At 70.7% G+C, this 21823-nt stretch carries 15 protein-coding genes and 1 tRNA gene; 6 read left to right on the forward strand and 10 right to left on the reverse strand.

Going from position 1 to position 21823, the window contains the following annotated elements; translation table 11 throughout:
• Positions 1-51: 51 nt before the first annotated feature.
• The 6 genes from rho to argS all read right to left on the reverse strand — a co-directional run bounded on the left by rho (position 52) and on the right by argS (position 8861).
• A complete protein-coding gene (gene rho, locus FB557_RS12550; protein WP_144857951.1) occupies positions 52-2070 on the reverse strand; it encodes a transcription termination factor Rho in 2019 nt (672 codons plus the stop codon).
• 184 nt (positions 2071-2254) lie between these two features.
• Positions 2255-3265: a homoserine kinase gene (gene thrB / locus FB557_RS12555; protein ID WP_144857952.1), complete on the reverse strand. Its 1011-nt coding sequence runs from the start codon at positions 3263-3265 to the stop codon at positions 2255-2257.
• Positions 3262-4362, reverse strand: a complete 1101-nt coding sequence (gene thrC / locus FB557_RS12560) for a threonine synthase (RefSeq protein ID WP_144857953.1) — start codon at positions 4360-4362, stop codon at positions 3262-3264. Before thrC ends, thrB begins: the two co-directional genes overlap by 4 nt.
• Positions 4363-4373: 11 nt before the next feature.
• Positions 4374-5702: a homoserine dehydrogenase gene (locus tag FB557_RS12565; RefSeq protein ID WP_144857954.1), complete on the reverse strand. Its 1329-nt coding sequence runs from the start codon at positions 5700-5702 to the stop codon at positions 4374-4376.
• A gap of 17 nt (positions 5703-5719) precedes the next feature.
• Positions 5720-7201 (reverse strand): diaminopimelate decarboxylase, encoded by a 1482-nt coding sequence (lysA, locus tag FB557_RS12570; protein WP_144858015.1) that lies wholly within the window; start codon positions 7199-7201, stop codon positions 5720-5722.
• A 16-nt stretch (positions 7202-7217) separates the two neighbouring features.
• A complete protein-coding gene (gene argS / locus FB557_RS12575; protein ID WP_144857955.1) occupies positions 7218-8861 on the reverse strand; it encodes an arginine--tRNA ligase in 1644 nt (547 codons plus the stop codon).
• Between the two features lie 131 nt (positions 8862-8992).
• On the opposite strand from argS, the gene FB557_RS12580 reads away from it, so the two are divergent.
• Positions 8993-9065 (forward strand) — tRNA-Arg (locus tag FB557_RS12580).
• A 362-nt stretch (positions 9066-9427) separates the two neighbouring features.
• Here the strand turns inward: FB557_RS12580 and FB557_RS12585 are convergent.
• Positions 9428-9535 carry a methionine/alanine import family NSS transporter small subunit gene (locus FB557_RS12585; protein ID WP_144857956.1) on the reverse strand — a complete coding sequence of 36 codons (108 nt, stop codon included), beginning with the start codon at positions 9533-9535 and terminating at the stop codon, positions 9428-9430.
• Entirely contained in the window at positions 9532-11154 is a 1623-nt protein-coding gene (locus FB557_RS12590) for a sodium-dependent transporter (protein WP_144857957.1), read from the reverse strand. Before FB557_RS12590 ends, FB557_RS12585 begins: the two co-directional genes overlap by 4 nt.
• 269 nt (positions 11155-11423) lie before the next feature.
• Between FB557_RS12590 and FB557_RS12595 the strand changes: the two genes are divergently transcribed.
• A complete protein-coding gene (locus FB557_RS12595; protein ID WP_246074775.1) occupies positions 11424-12989 on the forward strand; it encodes an inorganic phosphate transporter in 1566 nt (521 codons plus the stop codon).
• Positions 12990-13233: 244 nt separating this feature from the next.
• On the opposite strand, the gene FB557_RS12600 is transcribed toward FB557_RS12595, so the two are convergent.
• Together FB557_RS12600 and FB557_RS12605 are read right to left on the reverse strand one after the other, a co-directional pair.
• Positions 13234-14268, reverse strand: a complete 1035-nt coding sequence (locus tag FB557_RS12600) for a hemolysin family protein (protein ID WP_144857959.1) — start codon at positions 14266-14268, stop codon at positions 13234-13236.
• Entirely contained in the window at positions 14265-15593 is a 1329-nt protein-coding gene (locus FB557_RS12605) for a hemolysin family protein (protein WP_144857960.1), read from the reverse strand. Before FB557_RS12605 ends, FB557_RS12600 begins: the two co-directional genes overlap by 4 nt.
• 117 nt (positions 15594-15710) lie before the next feature.
• Here FB557_RS12605 and FB557_RS12610 point away from each other — a divergent pair, with 117 nt between their 5' ends.
• From FB557_RS12610 to FB557_RS12625, 4 genes are all read left to right on the forward strand, one after another.
• A complete protein-coding gene (locus FB557_RS12610; RefSeq protein ID WP_144857961.1) occupies positions 15711-16712 on the forward strand; it encodes an ABC transporter ATP-binding protein in 1002 nt (333 codons plus the stop codon).
• Positions 16709-17515, forward strand: coding sequence for an ABC transporter permease subunit (locus FB557_RS12615; protein WP_144857962.1), 807 nt, complete (start codon positions 16709-16711; stop codon positions 17513-17515). The genes FB557_RS12610 and FB557_RS12615 overlap by 4 nt, the downstream gene beginning before the upstream one ends.
• 228 nt (positions 17516-17743) lie before the next feature.
• Positions 17744-21622, forward strand: coding sequence for a multifunctional oxoglutarate decarboxylase/oxoglutarate dehydrogenase thiamine pyrophosphate-binding subunit/dihydrolipoyllysine-residue succinyltransferase subunit (locus FB557_RS12620; RefSeq protein ID WP_144857963.1), 3879 nt, complete (start codon positions 17744-17746; stop codon positions 21620-21622).
• 11 nt (positions 21623-21633) lie between these two features.
• Positions 21634-21819: a DUF6104 family protein gene (locus FB557_RS12625; RefSeq protein WP_144857964.1), complete on the forward strand. Its 186-nt coding sequence runs from the start codon at positions 21634-21636 to the stop codon at positions 21817-21819.
• Positions 21820-21823 lie beyond the last annotated feature (4 nt).

A 21823-nucleotide genomic window follows, 5' to 3' on the forward strand; every position in this document is an offset into this window, starting at 1 on the left:
CTCGAAGCCGAGTCCGGCCTCGAGGCTCCCCTTCGCCCGGAGCGGCCCGGGTCAGGCCTGCTCGTCGTCGTCCAGGCGAATCGAGCTGGTCTGCTGCACCTGGGTGAGGAACTCGTAGTTCGTCTTCGTCTTCTTCAGCCGGTCGATGAGCAGCTCGACACCCTGCTGGGCGTCCAGCGCGGCGAGGACGCGGCGCAGCTTCCACATGATCTTCAGCTCCTCGGGCGCGAGGAGGATCTCCTCCCGCCGGGTGCCCGAGGCGTTGACGTCGACCGCGGGGAAGATCCGGCGGTTGGCCAGGCCACGGTCAAGCTTGAGCTCCATGTTGCCGGTGCCCTTGAACTCCTCGAAGATCACCTCGTCCATCCGCGAGCCGGTCTCGACCAGCGCGGTGGCGAGGATGGTCAGCGAGCCGCCGTTCTCGATGTTGCGCGCCGCGCCGAAGAACTTCTTCGGCGGGTAGAGGGCGGCGGAGTCGACACCACCGGAGAGGATGCGCCCGCTCGCCGGGGCGGCGAGGTTGTAGGCGCGGCCGAGCTTGGTGATCGAGTCGAGCAGCAGGACGACGTCGTGGCCCATCTCGACGAGGCGCTTGGCCCGCTCGATGGCCAGCTCGGCGACCGTCGTGTGGTCGTCCGCCGGGCGGTCGAAGGTGGAGGAGATGACCTCGCCATTGACCGCGCGCTGCATGTCGGTGACCTCTTCGGGGCGCTCGTCGACGAGGACGACCATGAGGTGGCACTCGGGGTTGTTCGTCGTGATCGCGTTGGCGATGGACTGCATGACCATCGTCTTGCCGGCCTTCGCCGGGGCGACGATGAGGCCACGCTGGCCCTTGCCGATCGGGGCGACGAGGTCGATCATCCGGGTGGTGAGCACGCTCGGGTCGGTCTCGAGCCGGAGCCGCTGCTGCGGGTAGAGCGGGGTGAGCTTGCCGAACTCCGGGCGGCGCTTGGCCTCGTCCGGGGTCATCCCGTTGACGGTGTCGAGGCTGACCAGCGGGTTGTACTTCTGGCGGTTGTTCTTGCCGCCGACGGTCTGCATCCCCTCGCCGTCCTGGCTGGTGCGGACCTTGCCGGTCACGGCGTCGCCCTTGCGCAGGCCGTTGCGCTTGACCATGCCGAGCGGCACGTAGACGTCGTTGCTGCCCGGCAGGTAGCCCGAGGTCCGCACGAAGGCGTAGTTGTCCAGCACGTCGAGGATGCCGGCGGCGGGGACGAGCACGTCGTCCTCGTGGACCTGGATCTCCTCCTCGCCGTGGTTGCCACCGCCACCACGACGCTTGTCGCGCCCACGGTTGCGGCCTCGGTTGCGCCGGCGACGCCCGCCGCCCTGGTCGTCCGGGCCGTTGTTGCCCTGGTTGTGCTGACCTCCACGGTTGTCGTTACCGCGGTTGTCGCCACCGCGGTTGTCGTTACCGCGGTTGTCGCCCCCGCGGTTGTCGTTGTCCTGGTTGTCGCCCCCGCGGTTCCCCCGGTCGTCGCCGCGATTGTCGTTGCCGCGGTTGCCCCGGTTGTCGTTGCCACGGTTCCCGCGGTCGTCGCCGCGGGTGTCGTCGCCGCGGTCACCCCGGTTGTCGTTCTCACGGTTGTCGTTGCCACGGTTCCCGCGGTCGTCGCCGCGGGTGTCATCGCCGCGGTCACCCCGGTTGTCGTTGCCGCGGTTCCCCCGGTCGTCGCTGCGGGTGTCGCGGCTGGTCTGGTCGCCCTGCTGGCGATCGCTGCGCTCGTCGCCCCGGCGGTCCTCGCGGCCCTGCTCGCGGGACTCCTCGCGCTCACGGGGCTGCTCGCGCCCGGCGCCGGCGTCCTGCTGCTGCTGGTCCGCGCTCGGAGCCGGACGCTCGTCGCTGCGCTGCTTCTGGGCGGGGGCCGAGCCCTCGCCGGACTGCTTGGCCTTGATCGCGGCGACGAGGTCGCTCTTGCGCATCTTGGCGGTCCCGGTGATCCCCATGCTCGAGGCCAGCTGCTGGAGCTGGGCCAGCCGCATCGCGCTGAGCGCGCCGGAGCGGCGTGGCGTGGTCTCGGCGCTCTGAGCAGCGCCTGTGGTCTCGCCGGTGGTGGTGTCTGTCACGAAGGACCCTTTCCCCTCGTCGTGGACCTGCCCCAGGGCAGGCCGGGTGCGCCCCGTCAATCGCGGGGACTCAGATGATCAGCCACTGCGTGCACCTCGTCGCTCGGCGAAGAGGTGAGGCGGTGACGGAGAAACTCCGCCCTCATCGGCGCGTGTGACTACGGCCGGGGCTCGTGGAGCACTCTCAATGTACCACCGTGAGCGCCGTGGCACCCACGTCAGGCACCCCCGGCGCGCTGACCTGCCAGGCCCGGACGTCGTCAAGCTCCCCCACTGCCTCGCGCACCACGTCGACCTCACCGCGTGTCGTGAGGACGAGCAGCGACGGGCCGGCCCCAGAGATCACCGCCGCGTGACCGCGTGCTCGCAGGCCGTCGAGCAGGCTCATCGACGACGGGTAGCTCGGCCGACGCTGCTCCTGGTGCAGCACGTCGACCGTTGCCTCGAGCAGGAGCGACGGGTCGGTCGTCAGCGCATGGGTCAGCAGGCCACCGCGGGCGGTGCTCTGCGCAGCGGTCGCGAGCGAGACCGACTGCGGCAGAACGGATCTGGCGTGCGCGGTGCTCAGCTGCGCACCCGGCACGCAGACGACGACGTCGATCTCGTCGTGCAGCGGCAGGCGCACCGTCCGGGTCAGGGGCGCGCCCTGGGCGCGCGGACCCATGACCGAGATCGTCGCCCCGCCGTAGACGCTGGCCGAGGCGTTGTCCGGGTGACCCTCGAGCGCGGAGGCGACCTGGTTGACCACGTCGAGCGCTGCCTCACGGGTCGTCCCGGTGAGCTCACCCTCCGCGTCCGCGGCGGCCAGGCACACCGCCGCCAGGGCGCCGGTGACGATCGCCGTCGCCGACGAGCCGAGACCTCGGCCGTGCGGCACGGCGTTGGCGCACCGCAGGTGCAACCCGGGCGGGACGCCCAGGCCTAGGTGCGCGAAGGTGGCGGCCAGGGTCCGCACGACCAGGTGCGACTCGTCGAGGGGGACAGCTCCCACCCCTTCGCCCTGCACCTCGACGACCACACCCGGCTCGTCGGTGACGGTGACGCTGGCCTCGTCCCAGACCCCCAGGGCCAGGCCGACCGAGTCGAAGCCGGGACCGAGGTTGGCCGAGGAGGCCGGCACCGTGACGGTCACCGAGGCCCCCGGCTCGGGCTGCGCCCAACGAAGGGGGGTCAGCTGCCCCTGGTCGAGGGTCATCCGTCGAGGCCGAGGGCGGTCGCGACGTCGTAGGCCTCAGCAGCGACTCGGACCGGCTCGATGTCCGCGCCGTCGGCGCCCTTGAGCGCCCACTGCGGGTCCTTCAGCCCGTGCCCGGTGACGGTGCAGACGATCGTCGCGCCGCCCGGCACCTGCCCCGCCGCGTGCTGCTTGAGCAGGCCGGCGATGCTCGCGGCGCTGGCCGGCTCGACGAAGATCCCCTCGGTCGAGGAGAGCAGGCGGTGCGCGTCGAGGATCTCCTCGTCGGTGACCGAGTCGATGACCCCGCCGCTGGTGTCGCGGGCCTCCTCGGCCTGCTGCCAGCTGGCCGGGTTGCCGATGCGGATCGCGGTCGCGATCGTCTCGGGGTCCTGCACCGGGTGCCCCTTGACGATCGGCGCGGCGCCGGCCGCCTGGAATCCCCACATCACCGGGGTGCGGGTGGCGACCGGGTCGAGCTGGCCGCTCACCCCCGCCGTGCTCTCGGCGTACTCGCGGTAGCCGCGCCAGTAGGCGGTGATGTTGCCGGCGTTGCCCACCGGCAGGCAGTGGATGTCCGGGGCGTCACCGAGGGCGTCGACGATCTCGAAGGACGCCGTCTTCTGGCCCTCGATGCGGGCCGGGTTGACCGAGTTGACCAGGTCGACGGGGTAGGACTCCGCGAGCTTGCGGGCGACCTCGAGGCAGTTGTCGAAGTTGCCGTCGACCTGCAGCAGGGTCGCCCCGTGGGCGATCGCCTGGCTCAGCTTGCCCATCGCGATCTTGCCGTCCGGCACGAGAACCGCGCAGGTCATGCCCGCCTTGGTCGCGTAAGCGGCGGCCGAGGCGCTCGTGTTGCCGGTCGAGGCGCAGATGACCGCCTTGGCGCCGCGCCCGGCCGCCATCGAGATCGCGGTCGTCATGCCGCGGTCCTTGAAGGAACCGGTGGGGTTGAGGCCCTCGTACTTCACGAGGACCCGGGCCCCGACCCGCTCGGAGAGCTGCTCTGCCTCGATGAGGGGGGTCCCCCCTTCGTGCAGGGTGATCACCGGCGCGCCCTGGAGCATCGGGAGCCGGTCGGCGTACTCGCGGATCACTCCGCGCCACTGGTGTGCCATCGAGATCTCCTCTAGAAGCCGACGACGCGCATGACCGAGGTGACCTCCGCGACCTCGGGCAGGGCGGACAAGGTGTCGACGGTCGCGGCCAGCGCGGAGTCCGGCGCGACGTGGGTGACGACGATGAGCTGGGCGCGCCCGCGGGTCTCCCGGCCGTCGTCGCGGTCCTCGATGATCTGCTGGCGCACCGTCTCGATGGAGACGTGCTGCTCGGCGAAGACGGCCGCGACCTTGGCGAGGACGCCCGGCTCGTCCGCGACGTCGAGACTGACGTGATAGCGGGTGAGGGCATCGCCCATCGGCAGCACGGGCAGGTCGGCGTAGGCCGTCTCCCCCGGGCCCCGGCCTCCGGCGACCCGGTGGCGGGCGACCGCGACGATGTCGCCGAGGACGGCACTCGCGGTCGGGTCTCCCCCGGCGCCCTGGCCGTAGAACATCAGCTCACCGGCGGCGGCCGCGTCGACGAAGACCGCGTTGAAGGCTTCGCGGACCGAGGCCAGCGGGTGCGAGCGCGGGATCATCGCCGGGTGGACGCGCACCGACACCCCGTCGCCGTCCTCGCCCGGGACCCGCTCGCAGATCGAGAGCAGCTTGACCACGCAGTCCATCTCGCGGGCGGCCTCGATGTCGCCGGCGCTGACCTCGGAGATGCCCTCGCGGTAGACGTCGGCGCTGGAGACCCGGGTGTGGAAGGCGAGCGAGGCGAGGATCGCCGCCTTCGCCGCCGCGTCGAAGCCTTCGAGGTCGGCCGTCGGGTCGGCCTCGGCGTACCCGAGGGCCTGGGCCCGCTCGACGGTCTCGCTGTAGCCGGCGCCGGTGGAGTCCATCGCGTCGAGGACGAAGTTCGTCGTGCCGTTGACGATGCCGAGGACGCTGCGCACGTCGTCGCCGGCGAGCGACTCGTGGATCGGCCGGAGGATCGGGATGGCCCCGGCGACCGATGCCTCGTAGTAGAGGTCGACCCCGTGGGCGTCAGCGGCGGCGTAGAGGGTCGGCCCGTCCTCGGCGAGCAGTGCCTTGTTGGCGGTCACGACGCTGGCGCCGTGCTCCATCGCCGCGAGGATGAGCGAGCGCGCCGGCTCGAAGCCGCCGATGACCTCGACGACGATGTCGGCCCGGGCCACCAGGTCCTCGGCGTCGGTGGTGACCAGGGCCGGGTCGACCCCGAGGTCGCTGCGGTCGCGCCCGGCGCGGCGCACCGCGATGCCGACCAGCTCCAGCGGCCGGCCGACGCGGGCGGCGAGCGCGTCGGCGTTGCTCGTGAGCTTGCGGGCGACCGCGCCCCCGACGGTGCCTCCGCCGAGCAGCGCGACCCGGATCGGGCTCTGCTCGCTGTCCATGGGTGCTTCTCCTTCACTCACTCGTCGACGTCCAACGCGAGGATGTCCTCGATCGTCTCGCGTCGCACGATCACCCGTGCGTGCCCGTCTCGCACCGCGATCACCGGCGGGCGCGGTGTGTGGTTGTACTGGCTGGCCATGCTGCGGCAGTAGGCGCCGGTGCCGGGCACCGCGATGAGGTCGCCGGGCTCGACGTCGGCGGGCAGGTACTCGTCCATGACGACGATGTCACCGCTCTCGCAGTGCCGCCCGACGACGCGGGTGACGGCCGGCTCGGCGTCAGAGCGCCGGCTGGCGAGCGTGCACGAGTAGTCGGCCCCGTAGAGGGCGGTGCGTACGTTGTCGCTCATCCCGCCGTCGACGCTGACGTACATCCGCTCGGCCTGCGGCCCGACCTGCACCCGCTTGACCGTGCCGATCTCGTAGAGGGTGAAGGTGCTCGGCCCGGCGATCGCCCGCCCGGGCTCGATCGAGATCCGCGGCCGCGGTGCGGCGGTTGCGACTGGGTCGTCGCCGAGCTGGTCGCCGGCGAGCTCGTCGGCAAGGTCGTCGAGCTGTTTGAGCTCCCGGTCGAGCACCGCGGCCATGTCGGCACCGAGGTGGGCCGGGGTCATCGGGTCGTGCTCGGAGGTGTAGGCGATGCCGTAGCCGCCACCGAGGTCCATCTCGGGCAGGTGCACGCCGTGCCGCCGGGCGACCTCGACGTGCAGCCCGACGAGCCGGCGCGCGGCGATCTCGAAGCCAGAGACGTCGAAGATCTGGCTGCCGATATGGCTGTGCAGCCCGAGCAGGGTGAGCGACTCCTGACCGAGGACCGCCTCGACGGCCTCCATCGCCGCCCCGCTGGCCAGGGAGAAGCCGAACTTCTGGTCCTCGTGGGCGGTGGCGATGAACTCGTGGGTGTGCGCCTCGACCCCGACCGTGACCCGCACCATGACCGGCGCGACGACGCCGAGCTCACGCGCCACCTCGGCGACCCGCTCGATCTCGACGAGGGAGTCCACGACGATCCGGCCGACACCATGCTCGAGGGCTGCGCGCAGCTCGGGGATGCTCTTGTTGTTGCCGTGCAACGCGATTCGCTCGCCGGGGAACCCGGCGCGGCGCGCCACCGCGAGCTCACCGCCGGAGCAGACGTCGAGGCTGAGCCCCTCCTCCAGCACCCACCGGGCCACGGCGGTGCAGAGGAAGGCCTTGCCCGCGTAGTACACGTCGGCCCCGCCGCACACTGCGACGAAGGGGCGGGTGAAGTCCTCCTGGAACGCCCGGGCGCGGGCCCGGAAGTCGTCCTCGTCGACGACATAGGCCGCGGTGCCGAACTCGCGCGCGATGTCGGTCACCGGCACCCCGGCCACGGTGACGACACCCTCCTCGTCCCGGCTCACCCCCTTCGCGTACAGCTGCGGCAGCAGCTCCATGACGTCGCGCGGGTACGGCAGCCACTGCGGCGCGGCGCCGGAGCCCTCGGCGTGGAGGATCCCCGCCTCGTGGGCGCGCATGTTGATCGTCATGAGCTCACATCCGGTGCGGGGCGGAGACCCCGAGCAGCGTCAGCCCGTTGGCGAGCACCTGGCGGGTGGCGTCGTTGAGCCACAGGCGGGTGCGGTGGGTGTCGGTGATCTCTTCGTCGCGAAGGGGGCGCACGCGGCAGGTGTCGTACCACTTGTGGTACGCCGTCGCGAGGGTCTCGAGGTAGCGGGCGACCCGGTGCGGCTCGAGCAGCTCGGCGCCCTGGGCGACGACGCGGGGGAAGTCGCCGAGGGTCGCGAGGAGGGTCGCCTCGGTCGGGTCGTTGAGGAGCGAAGGGGTGAACCCGTCACCCCGGTCGACCCCGTCCTCCGCCGCGAGCCGGGCGACGTTCGCGGTGCGGGCGTGGGCGTACTGGACGTAGAAGACGGGGTTGTCGTTGGTCTGCTTGCGCAGCTCCTCGCCGTCGAGGGTGAGCGGGCTGTCGGCCGGGTAGCGCTCGAGGCTGTAGCGCACGGCGTCGGCACCGATCCAGCTCACGAGGTCGCGCAGCTCGATGATGTTGCCGGCGCGCTTGGAGAGCTTGGCGCCATCGAGGTTGACCAGCTGGCCGATCTTGATCTCGATGTGGTGCTCGGGGTCGTCGCCGGCGCACGCAGCGATAGCCTTGAGCCGGCCGATATAGCCGTGATGGTCGGCGCCGAGCAGGTAGATCTTCTCGTCGAAGCCGCGGTCCTTCTTGCTCAGGTAGTAGGCGGCGTCGGCGGCGAAGTAGGTGGGCACTCCGTCGGCGCGGATGAGCACGCGGTCCTTGTCGTCGCCGAAGTCGGTGGTGCGCAGCCACACGGCTCCCCCGTCGTCGTAGACGTGGCCCTGCTCGCGCAGCCGGGCGACCGCCTGCTCGACCGCGCCGCCGTCGTGGAGCGTGGCCTCGGAGAACCACACGTCGAAGTGCACCCCGAAGTCCTCGAGCGTGCCCCGGATGTCGTCCAGCTGGGCGCGGTAGGCGAGGTCGCGCACGACCGGCAGCGCCTGGCCCTCCGGCAGGTCGGCGACGTCTGGGCGCTGCTCCCGGACCGACGCGGCGAGGTCGTCAATGTACGCGCCCGGGTATCCGCCTTCGGGCGTCGGCTCCCCGCGCAGGCGGGCGAGGACGGACGCGGCGAACTTGTCCATCTGCGCGCCGGCGTCGTTGATGTAGTACTCGCTCGTGACGTCGGCGCCGGACGCGTCGAGCAGGCGGCGCATCGAGTCGCCGAGGGCGGCCCAGCGGGTGTGGCCGATGTGCAGGGGGCCGGTGGGGTTGGCCGAGATGAACTCGAGGTTGACCGTCCGTCCCGCCTCGGACTGCCCCTGCCCGTAGGACACGCCGGCCTCGACGATGGTGCGGGCGAGCTCGCCGGCGCTGGCGGCGTCGAGGGTGATGTTGAGGAAGCCGGGGCCGGCGACCTCGACGGCGGCGATGCCGGAGGTCTGGGTCAGGTGAGCGGCGATGGCGGCGGCGACGTCGCGAGGGGGCTTGCCGGCGGGCTTGGCGAGCTGCATCGCGACGTTGGTGCTCCAGTCGCCGTGGCCCTTCTGCTTCGGACGCTCGACGCGGACGGTCTCGGGCACGTCGACGGACAGCTCTCCGGTGTCGACGGCGGCAGAGAGGGCAGCGGCGATGGCGGTCGCGAGCTCTTCGGGGGTCACCCGGCGCAGTCTAGGGATCCGGCGAAGGGGGTCGAGTCGGGTGTCCGGCGGCTGGCTCGTGCCGTCTCGGCGGATTCAGAGGCGAAGGGGTGGCGGTGCTAACCTGCTCCGGCGCCGCCCGAGCGGCGCACGCCTCCGTAGCTCAGGGGATAGAGCACTGGTTTCCGGTACCAGGGGCCGCAGGTTCGAATCCTGCCGGGGGCACCGCTGATCCTGCGAGCTTGCGAAGCAGGATGGATGGGCCCCCGGCAGAAGCAACAGGCGCTCGAACGGAGTGAGAGCGCCGACGGGGGCACCCACCCTCCCCCCTTCGCAGATCCCCGGGGAACCTCAGACGAACGGCCACCGTCCCCCTTCGCAGATCCCCGGGGAACCTCAGACCAACGGTCACGCCCGTCGCCCCTAGTTACTCGCGGGTAGGACGACACGAGCCAGTCTCGCGTCCCACTCGATCCCCAGATCTCGGGGTCACCCGGCCAGGTGGCGGCGACTCGTGTAGTTCTACCCGCGATTCACCCGGCTCACCGGGCCCCTTCGCTCGCCAAGGACGCCGCCTCAGCCTCGGGTCAACCCCGCTTGCGATCGTTGCGCAGCAGGTTGACGACGGCGGCGGCCAGACCGCCCCAGATCGCGGTGGCGGTGGCCAGCATGGTGAGGATCGCGGTCGTGCTCATCGGTGGCTCCTCTCGGGTCGGTGATTGTCAGCGGAGTCGGGGCCGGCGCGATCGAAGGGGTCGGAGGCGTCGGCGAGGTCTGACCCCGGGTCGTCGACCATCACGCCGCTGCGCCAGGGCAGCAGCGAGATGAGGAGAGCGGCGACGGGAAGCGCGGCGACGAGCCCCCAGCCGAAGACACCGAGCAGCTCCGCCGGGTAGTCCTCGTAGGGGCTCGCAATGTTGTCCCGGAGCTCGAGGTAGACCATGTAGCCCAGGACGACCGGGACGACCACTCCGACGAGCGCGTACCACCAGCGACCGAGCCGGATCGAGCCGTGGACGTTCAGGTGCCGGGCCAGCCGGGGCAGCACCCGGAAAACGAGGGCCAGCGCAAACATCGCGATCGCACCGACGCCGAGGATGCCGAAGCTGTTGATGAAGTGGTCGACCGTGTCGAGCACATAGATGCCCCCGGTGGTCCCCATGAGCAGACAGCTGATGACCGCGGTCGGCACTCCCACGACGAGCGTGCTCGCCACCCGCCCGGCGCCGGTCTTGTCACGCACCGCACTGATCCCGACCTCGACGACCGAGATGAGCGAGGTGAGCCCGGCGACGACGAGCGAGCCGAAGAAGAGCAGCCCGAGCAGAGTGCCGCCGGGCGCTTCGTTGAGGATCGTCGGGAAGGCGATGAAGGCCAGCCCGATCCCGCCGCTGACGACCTCATCGACTCCCACCCCCTGCGACTGCGCCATGAATCCGAGCACCGCGAAAACGCCGATGCCGGCGAGCAGCTCGAAGCCGGAGTTGGAGAAGGCGACCACGGACCCGGACCCGGTCATGTCGGTCCGCCGCCCCACGTAGCTCGCGTACGTGATCATGATGCCGAAGCCGACCGACAGGCTGAAGAAGATCTGCCCGAACGCGCTCACCCACACCGAGGTGTCGCCGAGCGCGGACCACTTCGGCTCGAAGAGCGCCTCCAGTCCAGTAGCGGCGCCGGGCAGGGTCAGGGCGACGACCACAAGGGTGACGAAGGCGACGACGAGCACCGGCACGAAGATCACCGCGGTCCGCCCGATCCCGCCCTGCACCCCGGCGGCGAGCACGGCGAGGGCGATCACCCACAGGACGACCATCGGAACGAGCACGCCCGGCACGATCTCGAAGGTGGGTCCGGGGTCCTCCGCAGCCCGCAGGAAGTCGCCGAAGAAGAACGCCTCCGGGTCCGACCCCCACGCCCGACTGGCGGCGAAGCCGGTGTAGCGCACGGCCCAGGCGATCACCGCGGCATAGTAGACGCCGATGACGAAGGTGATGAGCACCTGCCACCAGCCAAGCCACTCCGCGAAGCGCGAGACGCGACGGAAGGACAGCGGAGCCGACCCGCGGAACCGGTGGCCCATCGCGTAGTCGAGGAAGAGCATCGGGATGCCCGCCACGAGCAGCGCCACGACGTACGGGAGCATGAAGGCCCCTCCTCCCCCTTCGTACGCCACGTACGGGAACCGCCAGATGTTGCCCAGGCCGACGGCCGAGCCGATGGCGGCGAAGATGAAGGCCTTGCGGGTCGAGAAGCCGGCCGTCTCGACACCCCCGCGGCGGTCGTGGTCGACCTCGGTGGTGTGCGTGCTCATGTCGTTCCTCTGCGGATTGCGGCGACTGCGGGGACGAAGGGAGGGTGCCACGGCAGCGCCGGCGAGCCCGGTTCGTCCTGCAGCGTGGGACAGCCGGGCGAAGGGAGAGGCGACCGTTCGCCTGAGGTTCCCCGGGGATCTGCGAAGGGGGGTGGCCGTGAGATTGCCTCGGGGTGGCGGGCGGGTTACCGTCGCGTGTCCGATCGTTGACGGCCCGATCCTCACGCCTCCCTGGCGGATCGAGGGCAGGAAGGCGTTGCCTGGTGAAGGTGGCGGATCACCCCCCGGCCGAGCAGACCACCACAACGGGCGCGGCCCAGCTGGGCCGGCTGCTCCTCTCAGCTCTCTTCCTCGCGGCGGTGCTGGTCTTCACCCGCACCCAGTTCGGCCATCTGGACAACTCCTGGCTGCTGACCGCCGCCGCCCTCATCGGCGGCTACATGGCGATGAACATCGGCGCCAACGACGTCGCGAACAACGTCGGCCCGGCGGTCGGCTCCAAGGCGATGGCGCTCGGACTGGCGATCGTCATCGCCGCGGTCTTCGAGGCTGCCGGCGCGATCATCGCCGGGGGCGAGGTCGTGAGCACCGTCAAGAACGGGATCATCGACCCCGCCGACATCGAGGGCTCGATGGTCTTCGTCTGGGTGATGATCGGGGCCCTGCTCGGTGCCGCCGTCTGGCTCAACGTCGCCACCTGGCTCGGCGCCCCGGTCTCGACGACCCACTCGATCGTCGGTGGCGTCATGGGGTCGGGGATCGCTGCCGCCGGCTTCGAGATCGTCAACTGGTCGGTCATGGGCTCGATCGCCGCGAGCTGGGTCATCTCCCCCGTCGCCGGCGGCCTGCTCGCCGCCGGTCTGCTCTACGTCCTCGAGCGGGGCGTGCTGTGGCAGGCCGACCCGATCGTGGCCGCCCAGCGCTACCTGCCCTACCTGCTCGGCCTCATGGCGTGGACCTTCACGACGTACATCGCGCTCAAGGGCGTCAAGAACGTGCTCGAGATCAGCTTCCCCGTCGCCACGGTCATCGGTCTCGTCGCGGGCGTGATCACGGTGCTCATGACCCGACCGAGCATCAGGCGGCGCGCCCCCGAGCTCTCCGGCCGCACCGGCGTCAACGCCCTCTTCACCATCCCGCTGATCTTCGCGGCTGCGCTGCTCTCCTTCGCCCACGGCGCAAACGACGTGGCCAACGCGGTCGGTCCGCTCGCCGGCGTCGTCGAGGTGCTCGCCGAGGCGGGCACGGGGACCGACTCCTCGGCGAGCATCCCGCTCTGGGTGCTCGTCATCGGCGCCCTCGGGATCTCGCTCGGGCTGGCCCTCTTCGGCCCCCGTCTGATCCGCACGGTCGGCTCTGAGATCACCGAGCTCGACCGCTCCCGAGCCTTCTGCATCGCGCTCGCCGCCGCGCTCACCGTCATCGTCGCCAGCCAGCTGGGGCTGCCGGTCAGCTCCACGCACGTGGCGCTCGGCGGCATCTTCGGCGTCGGCTTCCTGCGCGAGTACCTCGACCAGCGGATGGCCCAGGCCGTCGAGGACGTGCTCCACAGCCACCAGGGCGACGAGCACATCGCCGAGGTCGAGCGCGTGCTCTACACCTTCGTCAACGGCGACGTCGAGACCAAGCGCGAGCTGCTCGACCAGCTCAAGGAGATGGGGCACGAGGCGGTCATCACCGCCGCCCAGCGGCGCAAGCTGAAGAAGGCCCTCAAGCGCCAGCTCGTCACCCGCTCCCACCTCTACCGCATCGTCGCCGCGTGGCTCATCACCGTGCCGGTCTCGGCCCTGCTCAGCGCGGTCTTCTACTTCGCGCTGCGCGGCATGATGGTCTGAGGCTCCCCGGGTATCTGCGAAGGGGAAGGCGACCGCCCGTCTGAGGCTCCCCGGGGATCTGCGAAGGGGAAGGCGACCGCTCGTCTGAGGCTCCCCGGGGATCTGCGAAGGGGGAAGGCGACCGCCCGTCTGAGGCTCCCCGGGGATCTGCGAAGGGGGAAGGCGACCGCCCGTCTGAGGTTCCCCGGGGATCTGCGAAGGGGGAAGGCGACCGCCCGTCTGAGGCTCCCCGGGGATCTGCGACCTACCGCTGGGTGGAGTCGGACACCTCTCCGACGAGCTCCTCGATGACGTCCTCGAGGAAGACCAGGCCGATGATCGCCCCGGCGTCGTCGATGACCCGGGCGACGTGCGCCCCGGTCACCTGCATGGTCCGCAGCACGTCCTCGACCTCGTCCTCGCGCTGGACGGTGGCGAGCCGGCGCAGCCGCTTGCGCGGCACCGGCTGGGCGCGCTCGGCCTCCTCGGCGTAGAGCACATCCTTGAGATGGAGGTACCCGGTGAGCTCGCCGGAGGCGCTCACCGTCGGGTAGCGAGAGAAGCCGTGCTTGGCGACGAGCCGCTCGATGTCCTCGGGGCTCGCGTCCTCGGGCACGGTGACGAGGTCAGCAACGGGGATCCCGACATCGGCGGCGTCCTTGTCGGAGAACTCCAACGCGGCCCCGACCAGCCCGTACTGGTCGGTCTCGACCAGGCCCTCGCGGTGGGACTCGTCGACGATCTGCTGCACCTCCTCGGCGGTGACGGCGCTGTCGAGCTCGTCCTTCGGCTCGATCCCCATCGCCCGCACGAAGGCCTTGGACACCCAGTCCATCGCCATGATCACCGGCTTGGTCAGCCGCATCACGACGAGCAGCGGCGGCACGAGCCAGCGCGCCGAGGCCTCGGGCCCGGCGATAGCGAGGTTCTTGGGCACCATCTCGCCGACGACGACGTGCAGGTAGACGACGATCATGATCGCGAGCACGAGCGAGGCGACGTCGGTCAGCCCGTGCGGCACCCCGAGCCGCTCCATCACCGGGTGCAGCGCGTGGTGCAGCGCCGCCTCGGACACGGCACCGAGGAGCACCGAGCACACGGTGATGCCGAGCTGGCAGGTGGCGAGCAGCACCCCGGTGTGCTCGAGGGCGTAGACCGCCTGGGCGGCCCGCTTGTCACCGGCGTCGGCCAGCGGCTCGAGCTGGCTGCGGCGGGCGGCCATCGCCGCGAACTCCGCGCCGACGAAGAAGGCGTTGAAGAGCAGCAGCAGGACCGTGACGAGGATGACCGTCGGACTCACGCGGGCTCACCCCCTTCGCCCTGCGCCGACTCGACCACCGGGTCGAGGCGCAGCCGGTCGACCCGCCGGCCCTCCATGTCGACGACGGTGACCCGCCAGCCCTGCACCTGCGCGGTGTCACCGACCTCCGGGATCCGGCCGAGCGCGTGCATCAGCCACCCGCCGACCGTCTCGTAGGCCGCGCCGTCGGGGATCTCCACCCCGCAGCGCTCGCTCACCTCGTCGGGTCGCCACAGGCCAGGGATGCTCCACGACCCGCCCGGCAACGCCCGGCCGGTGGTCTGGCTCCGGTCGTGCTCGTCGTTGACCTCGCCGACGATCTCCTCGACGACGTCCTCGAGAGTCACCACGCCCGCGGTGCCGCCGTACTCGTCGACGACACAGCCGAACTGCAGCCCGGCGTCGCGCAGCTGCAGCAGCAGCGGGTCGAGCCGCAGCGTCTCCGGGACCATGACGGGCGGGACCATAAGCGCGGAGACGGGCACGCCGCCGCGCTTGTCGTGCGGGACGGCGATCGCCTTCTTGACGTGGACGACCCCGTCGATGTCGTCCCAGTCGTCACCGAGCACCGGGAATCGGGAGTGACCGGTCGCCCGGGCCAGGGCGACGAGCTCGTCGGCGGTCGCGGTGCGCTCGATGGCGGTGGCCCGGTTGCGCGAGGTCATGACGTCGGCGGCGGTCTGCTCGCCGAAGCCGAGCGAGCGGGTCACCAGCCGCGCCGTCCCCGAGTCGAGCGTGCCGGCCTCGACCGAGGTGCGCACGAGCGAGGCGAGCTCGGCGGGCGAGCGGGCGGCGGAGAGCTCCTCCTGCGGCTCGACGCCGAAGCGGTGCAGCACCCAGTTGGCCGAGCCGTTGAGCACGGCGATGAAGGGCCGCAGCGCGGCGGTGACCACCCGCATCGGGCTGGCGACCACCTTCGCCGTCCCGAGCGGCGCTGACACCGCGAGGGTCTTGGGCACCATCTCACCGACGATCATCGAGAAGCCGGTGGCGATCAGCAGCGCCAGCAGGCTCGCCAGCCGGCCGGCGGAGGACTCGCCCAGGCCCACCCCTTCGAGCACCGGGCGCAGCAGCTCACCGATCGCGGGATTGGCGACGAAACCCAGGGCGAGGGTCGTGATGGTGATGCCGACCTGGCACGCGGAGAGCAGGGTCGAGAGCCGGCGAAGGGAGGACAGCACCGGGGCAGCGCGGGTGTCACCCTGGTCGACCGCGCGCTGGACCGAAGGGCGGTCCAGGGCGACCAGGGAGAACTCGGCAGCGACGAAGAGGGCGGTGCCGAGGGTGAGCAGCACACCGAGGAGCACCAGCAGCCAGGGGGTCATGATGGGCCGATCCTACGGCGTCGGGGGCGCTTCTCCCCCTTCGGTCGGACACGCCGATCACGCAGGTCAGCCCGCCGGATGACGCGGCCGGCCCGATCACCTGGTTGCATGTGGCGCATGAGTACCAGTGCAGGGGCCCGGCACACCGGGAGCAGACTCGAGATCAGCAACTTGTCGAAGAAGTTCGGGGGGTTCACCGCCGTCGACGACCTGACCTTCACCGTCGAGCCGGGCCGGGTCACCGGATTCCTCGGGCCGAACGGCGCGGGCAAGACGACGACGCTGCGGATGCTCCTCGGGCTGGTCAACCCGACGTCGGGGTCGGCGACCATCGGCGGGCGCCGCTACCGCGACCTGGACAACCCCCTCGGCACGGTCGGGGCGGCGCTGGAGGCGACGAACTTCCACCCCGGCCGGTCCGGGCGCAACCACCTGCGGGTCATGGCCGCGGCCGCTGGTCTGCCGAACTCGCGGGTCGACGAGCTGCTCGACCTCGTCGGCATCCCGGCGGCGGCGAAGAAGCGCGCCGGCGGCTACTCGATGGGCATGCGCCAGCGGCTCGGCCTGGCGGCGGCGCTGCTCGGCGACCCCGAGGTGCTCATCCTCGACGAGCCGGCGAACGGCCTGGACCCCGAGGGCATCCGGTGGCTGCGCGGGTTCCTCACGCATCTGGCGGGCGAGGGGCGCACCGTGCTCGTGAGCAGTCACATGCTCACCGAGGTGCAGCAGACCGCCGATGAGGTCGTCATCATCGCCAACGGGCGGATGGTGCGCTCGGGCACGGTCGCCGAGCTGCAGGGAACACCGCGCGCCTTCGTGCGCACCTCCGACCCGGACACGCTCGTCGGCGCGCTGCGCGTCGCCGACGTGACCGCCGAGACCACCGAGGGCGGCTTGCTCGTCGAGACCGACGACCTGCGCGTCGTCGGTGACGTCGCCCTGCGCGCCGGGCTGCCGATCTGGGAGCTGACTCGCAAGGCCGCCGACCTCGAGCAGCTCTTCTTCGACCTCACCGACGGCACCAACCGCAACTACACCGGCGCCCCGGCCGGCGACCCAGGGGGTCCGGCCCCCGCCGAGAGAGATGCCATCACCGGCCAGGAAGGAGCGAACCTGTGATCAACGCCGTCAAGTCCGAGCTGCGCAAGTTCTTCACCACCCGCCTCTGGTGGGGCATGGCGATCGGCATCTTCGTCGCCGCGGCGCTCTTCGCCGCGCTCTTCGCCCTCAGCTACACAAGCGAGGGGATGGGCGGGGCCGGCGGGCCCGGCGGAATGGAGGGCGGCGAGGTGCAGATCGCCAACTCCGTCTACACCTCCGGCCTGGGCATCGGGTACCTCCTGCTCCTGACGATCGGGGTGATGCAGATCGGGTCGGAGTACCGGCACAAGACGATCACCGGCACCTTCCTCAGCACGCCCCGGCGGGTCCAGGCGATCGGCGCGAAGATCATCGCCCTGCTCGTCCTCGGCGCCGTCTACGGCCTGATCAGCCTGGTCGGGTCGGTCGCCGTCGGCGCGCCGATCCTCGCGATGAACGACTTCTCGCCCTTCCCCGACATCGAGGTGCTGCGCTCCCTCGCGCTGGCGCTGCTGGCCCTCGGCCTGTGGGCGCTCATCGGCTTCGGCGTCGGCGTTCTCATCCCCAACCAGGTGGCCGCGCTGCTCGTCGGCATCGGCTTCGCCTGGATCGTCGAGCCGCTGCTGGGGTTCGGCCTGAGCTTCTGGGAGTTCGGCCGCGAGCACCTCGTGAAGTACTTCCCCAGCCAGGCCACCAACGCGATGGTCGACACCGTGACGATGGCGGGCCCGAACGCTCCCGAGAACCTGTCGTGGTGGGCGGCTGCGCTCGTCCTCCTCGCCTGGGCGGCGGTCCTCGCCGGCCTGGGCGCGCTGCGGGCGACCCGTCAGGACGTCGCCTGACCGAGGCGTCACCGTGAGCTGAGCGAAGGGGGAGGCGCGCGCCTCCCCCTTCGCCCGCCTGTTCGCACCTGCCAAGGCACGTCCCGATCCGGCCGCACCTGCCAAGGCAGGTAACCGGACCACCCGGGCCGTCCCCATCGGACCGCCCACGCGTTAGGCTTGCCAATGTGTGTGGCCCGTGCCACGGGCCCGTGAGTCGACCTCCATCTCGAAAGAGGCGTATCGCCCGTGCCCGACCCCACTGACGGCCCCGCAAACCTGACCGACTTCGGTCCGAACGAGTGGCTCGTCGACGAGCTCTACGAGCAGTACAAGCAGGACAAGAACAGCGTCGACAAGGCGTGGTGGTCCTACTTCGAGGAGATGGAGTCCGGCGGGTCCGGGTCTGCCAACGGCTCCGGTCCGGAGGCGAAGGGGGGTCAGCGCGCCGCCTCGAACGGCGGCTCGAGCGAGCCGAAGAAGGCCGAGACGAAGACCACCGAGTCCTCGAAGGGGGACTCGACGGCCTCCGAGGCGAAGCAGGCGGACGCGAAGAAGAGCGAGCCGAAGAAGGCGGACGCGAAGTCTGAGCCGAAGAAGGCCGAGTCGAAGAAGGCCGAGTCGAAGAAGGCCGAGGCGAAGAAGAGCGACGCCTCCTCCCCCACCCCCCGCGAACCCGACTCGAAGGACGCGAAGGACTCGAAGGACGAGCCCGAGGACGAGCTCGTGCCGCTCAAGGGCATGGCCGCCCGCGTCGTGAGCAACATGGAGGCCTCGCTGGAGGTGCCGACGGCGACGTCGGTGCGCGCCATCCCGGCCAAGCTGCTCATCGACAACCGGATCGTCATCAACAACCACCTCAAGCGCGCCCGCGGCGGCAAGGTGTCCTTCACCCACCTCGTCGGCTACGCGCTGGTCCGCGCGCTGCGTGAGATGCCGTCGATGAACGTCGGGTACACCACCGACGACAAGGACAAGCCGGTCATGGTCAACCCGGCGCACGTCAACCTCGGCATCGCGGTGGACCTGAAGAAGGACGACGGCTCCCGCTCGCTCGTCGTGCCCTCGGTCAAGGCCGCCGAGGACATGACCTTCAGCCAGTTCTGGGGCGCCTACGAGGAGCTCATCGCCAAGGCGCGCGACAACAAGCTGACCGTCGAGGACTTCCAGGGCACGACGATGACCCTGACCAACCCCGGCGGCATCGGCACGGTGCACTCGATCCCCAGGTTGATGAAGGGTCAGGGCGCGATCATCGGCGTCGGCTCCCTGGACTACCCCGCGGAGTGGCAGGGCGCGAGCCCAGAGACCCTCGCGCGCAACGCCGTGAGCAAGATCCTCACCCTCACCTCGACCTACGACCACCGGATCATCCAGGGCGCGGCGTCCGGGGAGTTCCTCAAGATCGTCCACGAGCTGCTGCTCGGCGAGCACGGCTTCTACGACACGATCTTCGAGAGCCTGCGGATCCCGTACGAGCCGGTGCGGTGGGTCCAGGACATCTCCGCCACCCACGACGACGACATCAACAAGGTCGCCCGGGTCCAGGAGCTGATCCACGCCTACCGGGTGCGCGGCCACCTCATGGCCGACATCGACCCGCTGGAGTACAAGCAGCGGCGCCACCCCGACCTCGACATCACCCAGCACGGCCTGACCCTCTGGGACCTCGAGCGCCACTTCGCCACCGGCGGCTTCGGCGGCGCCCCGTTCCTGAAGCTGCGCAACATCCTCGGCATCCTGCGCGACTCCTACTGCCGCTCGATCGGCGTGGAGTACATGCACATCCAGGACCCCGACCAGCGCGCCTGGGTCCAGGACCACATCGAGGTCGGCTACAAGAAGCCGACGAGCGACGAGCAGCTGCGCATCCTGCGCCGGCTCAACGCCGCCGAGGCCTTCGAGACCTTCCTGCAGACGAAGTTCGTCGGGCAGAAGCGCTTCAGCCTCGAGGGTGGCGAGTCGGTCATCGCGATGCTCGACCGCATCCTGTCCCGCTCGGCGGAGGACGCGATGGAGGAGGTCTGCATCGCCATGCCGCACCGCGGCCGGCTCAACGTGCTGGCCAACATCGCGGGTAAGTCCTACGGCCAGATCTTCCGCGAGTTCGAGGGCGAGCTGGACCCGAAGTCGGTCCAGGGCTCGGGCGACGTGAAGTACCACCTCGGCACCGAGGGGGAGTTCACCGGCGAGGACGGGTCCAAGACCAAGGTCTACCTCGCGGCCAACCCGAGCCACCTCGAGGCGGTCAACCCGGTCCTCGAAGGGATCGTGCGGGCCAAGCAGGACCGGCTCAACCACGCGGGTGAGGACTTCCCAGTGCTGCCGATCCTCATCCACGGCGACGCCGCCTTCGCTGGCCAGGGCGTGGTGGCCGAGACGCTGCAGCAGTCGCAGCTGCGCGGGTACCGCACCGGCGGCACGGTGCACGTCGTCATCAACAACCAGGTCGGCTTCACCACCGCCCCGTCGGCGAGCCGCTCCTCGGTGTACTCCACCGACGTCGCGCGGATGATCCAGGCGCCGATCTTCCACGTCAACGGGGACGACCCGGAGGCGTGCGTGCGGATCGCCGAGATCGCCTTCGACTACCGGCAGAAGTTCCACAAGGACGTCGTCATCGACCTCGTCTGCTACCGGCGCCGCGGCCACAACGAGGGCGACGACCCCTCGATGACCCAGCCGCTGATGTACAACCTCATCGAGAACAAGCGCTCGGTGCGCAAGCTCTACACCGAGTCGCTCGTGGGGCGCGGTGACATCAACGAGGACGAGGCGTCCGAGGCGCTCAAGGACTACCAGTCCCAGCTCGAGCGGGTCTTCGTCGAGACCAAGGAGGCCCTCAAGGAGGGCTCGGCCCAGCACGAAGACGACCCGCGCTCGGCGACCGAGGTCGACGACAACGCCGGCCTCGAGCGGCCCGCCGCCCAGCAGGGTGATGCGCCGCGCCGCTCCGACGTGGAGACGGCGGTCGAGGAGCAGGTGCTCCACCAGATCGGTGACGTCTTCAATGACCCGCCCGCGGGATTCACCGTCCACCAGAAGCTGCGTCAGGCGATGGCCAAGCGTGCCCAGAGCGTGCGCGAAGGGGGCATCGACTGGGCGACCGGCGAGCTGCTCGCCTTCGGTTCGCTGCTCAAGGAGGGCACGCCGATCCGGCTCACCGGCCAGGACACCCGGCGTGGCACGTTCGTGCAGCGGCACTCGGTCCTGATCGACAAGGAGACCGCCGAGGAGTGGACGCCGCTGAACTACCTCGGCGGCGACCAGGCCCGCTTCTGGGTCTACGACTCCCTGCTCAGCGAGTTCGCCGCGATGGGCTTCGAGTACGGCTACTCGGTCGAGCGGCCGGACGCTCTCGTCCTCTGGGAGGCGCAGTTCGGCGACTTCTGGAACGGCGCGGCGACGGTGGTCGACGAGTTCATCTCGGCCGGCGAGCAGAAGTGGGGCCAGCACTCCTCGGTCGTGCTGCTCCTCCCCCACGGCTACGAGGGGCAGGGCCCGGACCACAGCTCGGCGCGGATCGAGCGCTTCCTCACGCTGTGCGCCCAGGACAACATGACGGTCGCCTTCCCGAGCACCCCGGCGAGCTACTTCCACCTGCTGCGCCGTCAGGCCTACGCCCGTCCGCGGCGCCCGCTCGTCGTCTTCACCCCGAAGTCGATGCTGCGGCTGAAGGCCGCCGCCAGCCAGCCCGAGGACTTCCTCGAGGGCGGCTTCCGGCCGGTCCTGCCCGACCGGGACGGGCCGAAGGGGGAGGACGTCACCCGCGTCATCGTGGCCGCCGGCAAGGTGGTCTACGACCTCGAGGCGGAGCGTAAGAAGCGTGAGGACAACCAGACCGCGATCCTGCGGCTCGAGCGCTTCTACCCGCTCGCGGGGGCTGAGCTGGCCGAGGAGCTGGCGCAGTACCCGAACGCCGAGGTCCTCCTCGTCCAGGAGGAGCCGAAGAACATGGGTGCCTGGCCGTTCCTCGCGCTGAACCTGCCGCAGGCCCTCGCCGAGCACGGCGAGACCCGCCAGCTGCGGGTCGTGGCCCGCCCGGCGAGCGCGTCGCCGGCGGCAGGGACGGCGAAGAAGCACGCGGCGGAGCAGGCGGCCATCATGCAGGCTGCCTTCGACCGCTGACGGGCCGGCACGTGTACTTCACCGACCGCGGCATCGAGGAGCTGGCGGAGCGAAGGGGTGAGGAGCAGGTCACCCTGGAATGGGTCAGTGACCAGCTGCGCACCTTCGTCGACCTCAACCCCGAGTTCGAGACCCCCGTGGAGCGACTCGCGTCCTGGCTCGCGCGCCTGGACGACGACGAGCTCGACGACGAGTAGGTTC

Source organism: Marihabitans asiaticum, from assembly GCF_007828725.1.
Lineage (GTDB): Bacteria > Actinomycetota > Actinomycetes > Actinomycetales > Dermatophilaceae > Marihabitans > Marihabitans asiaticum.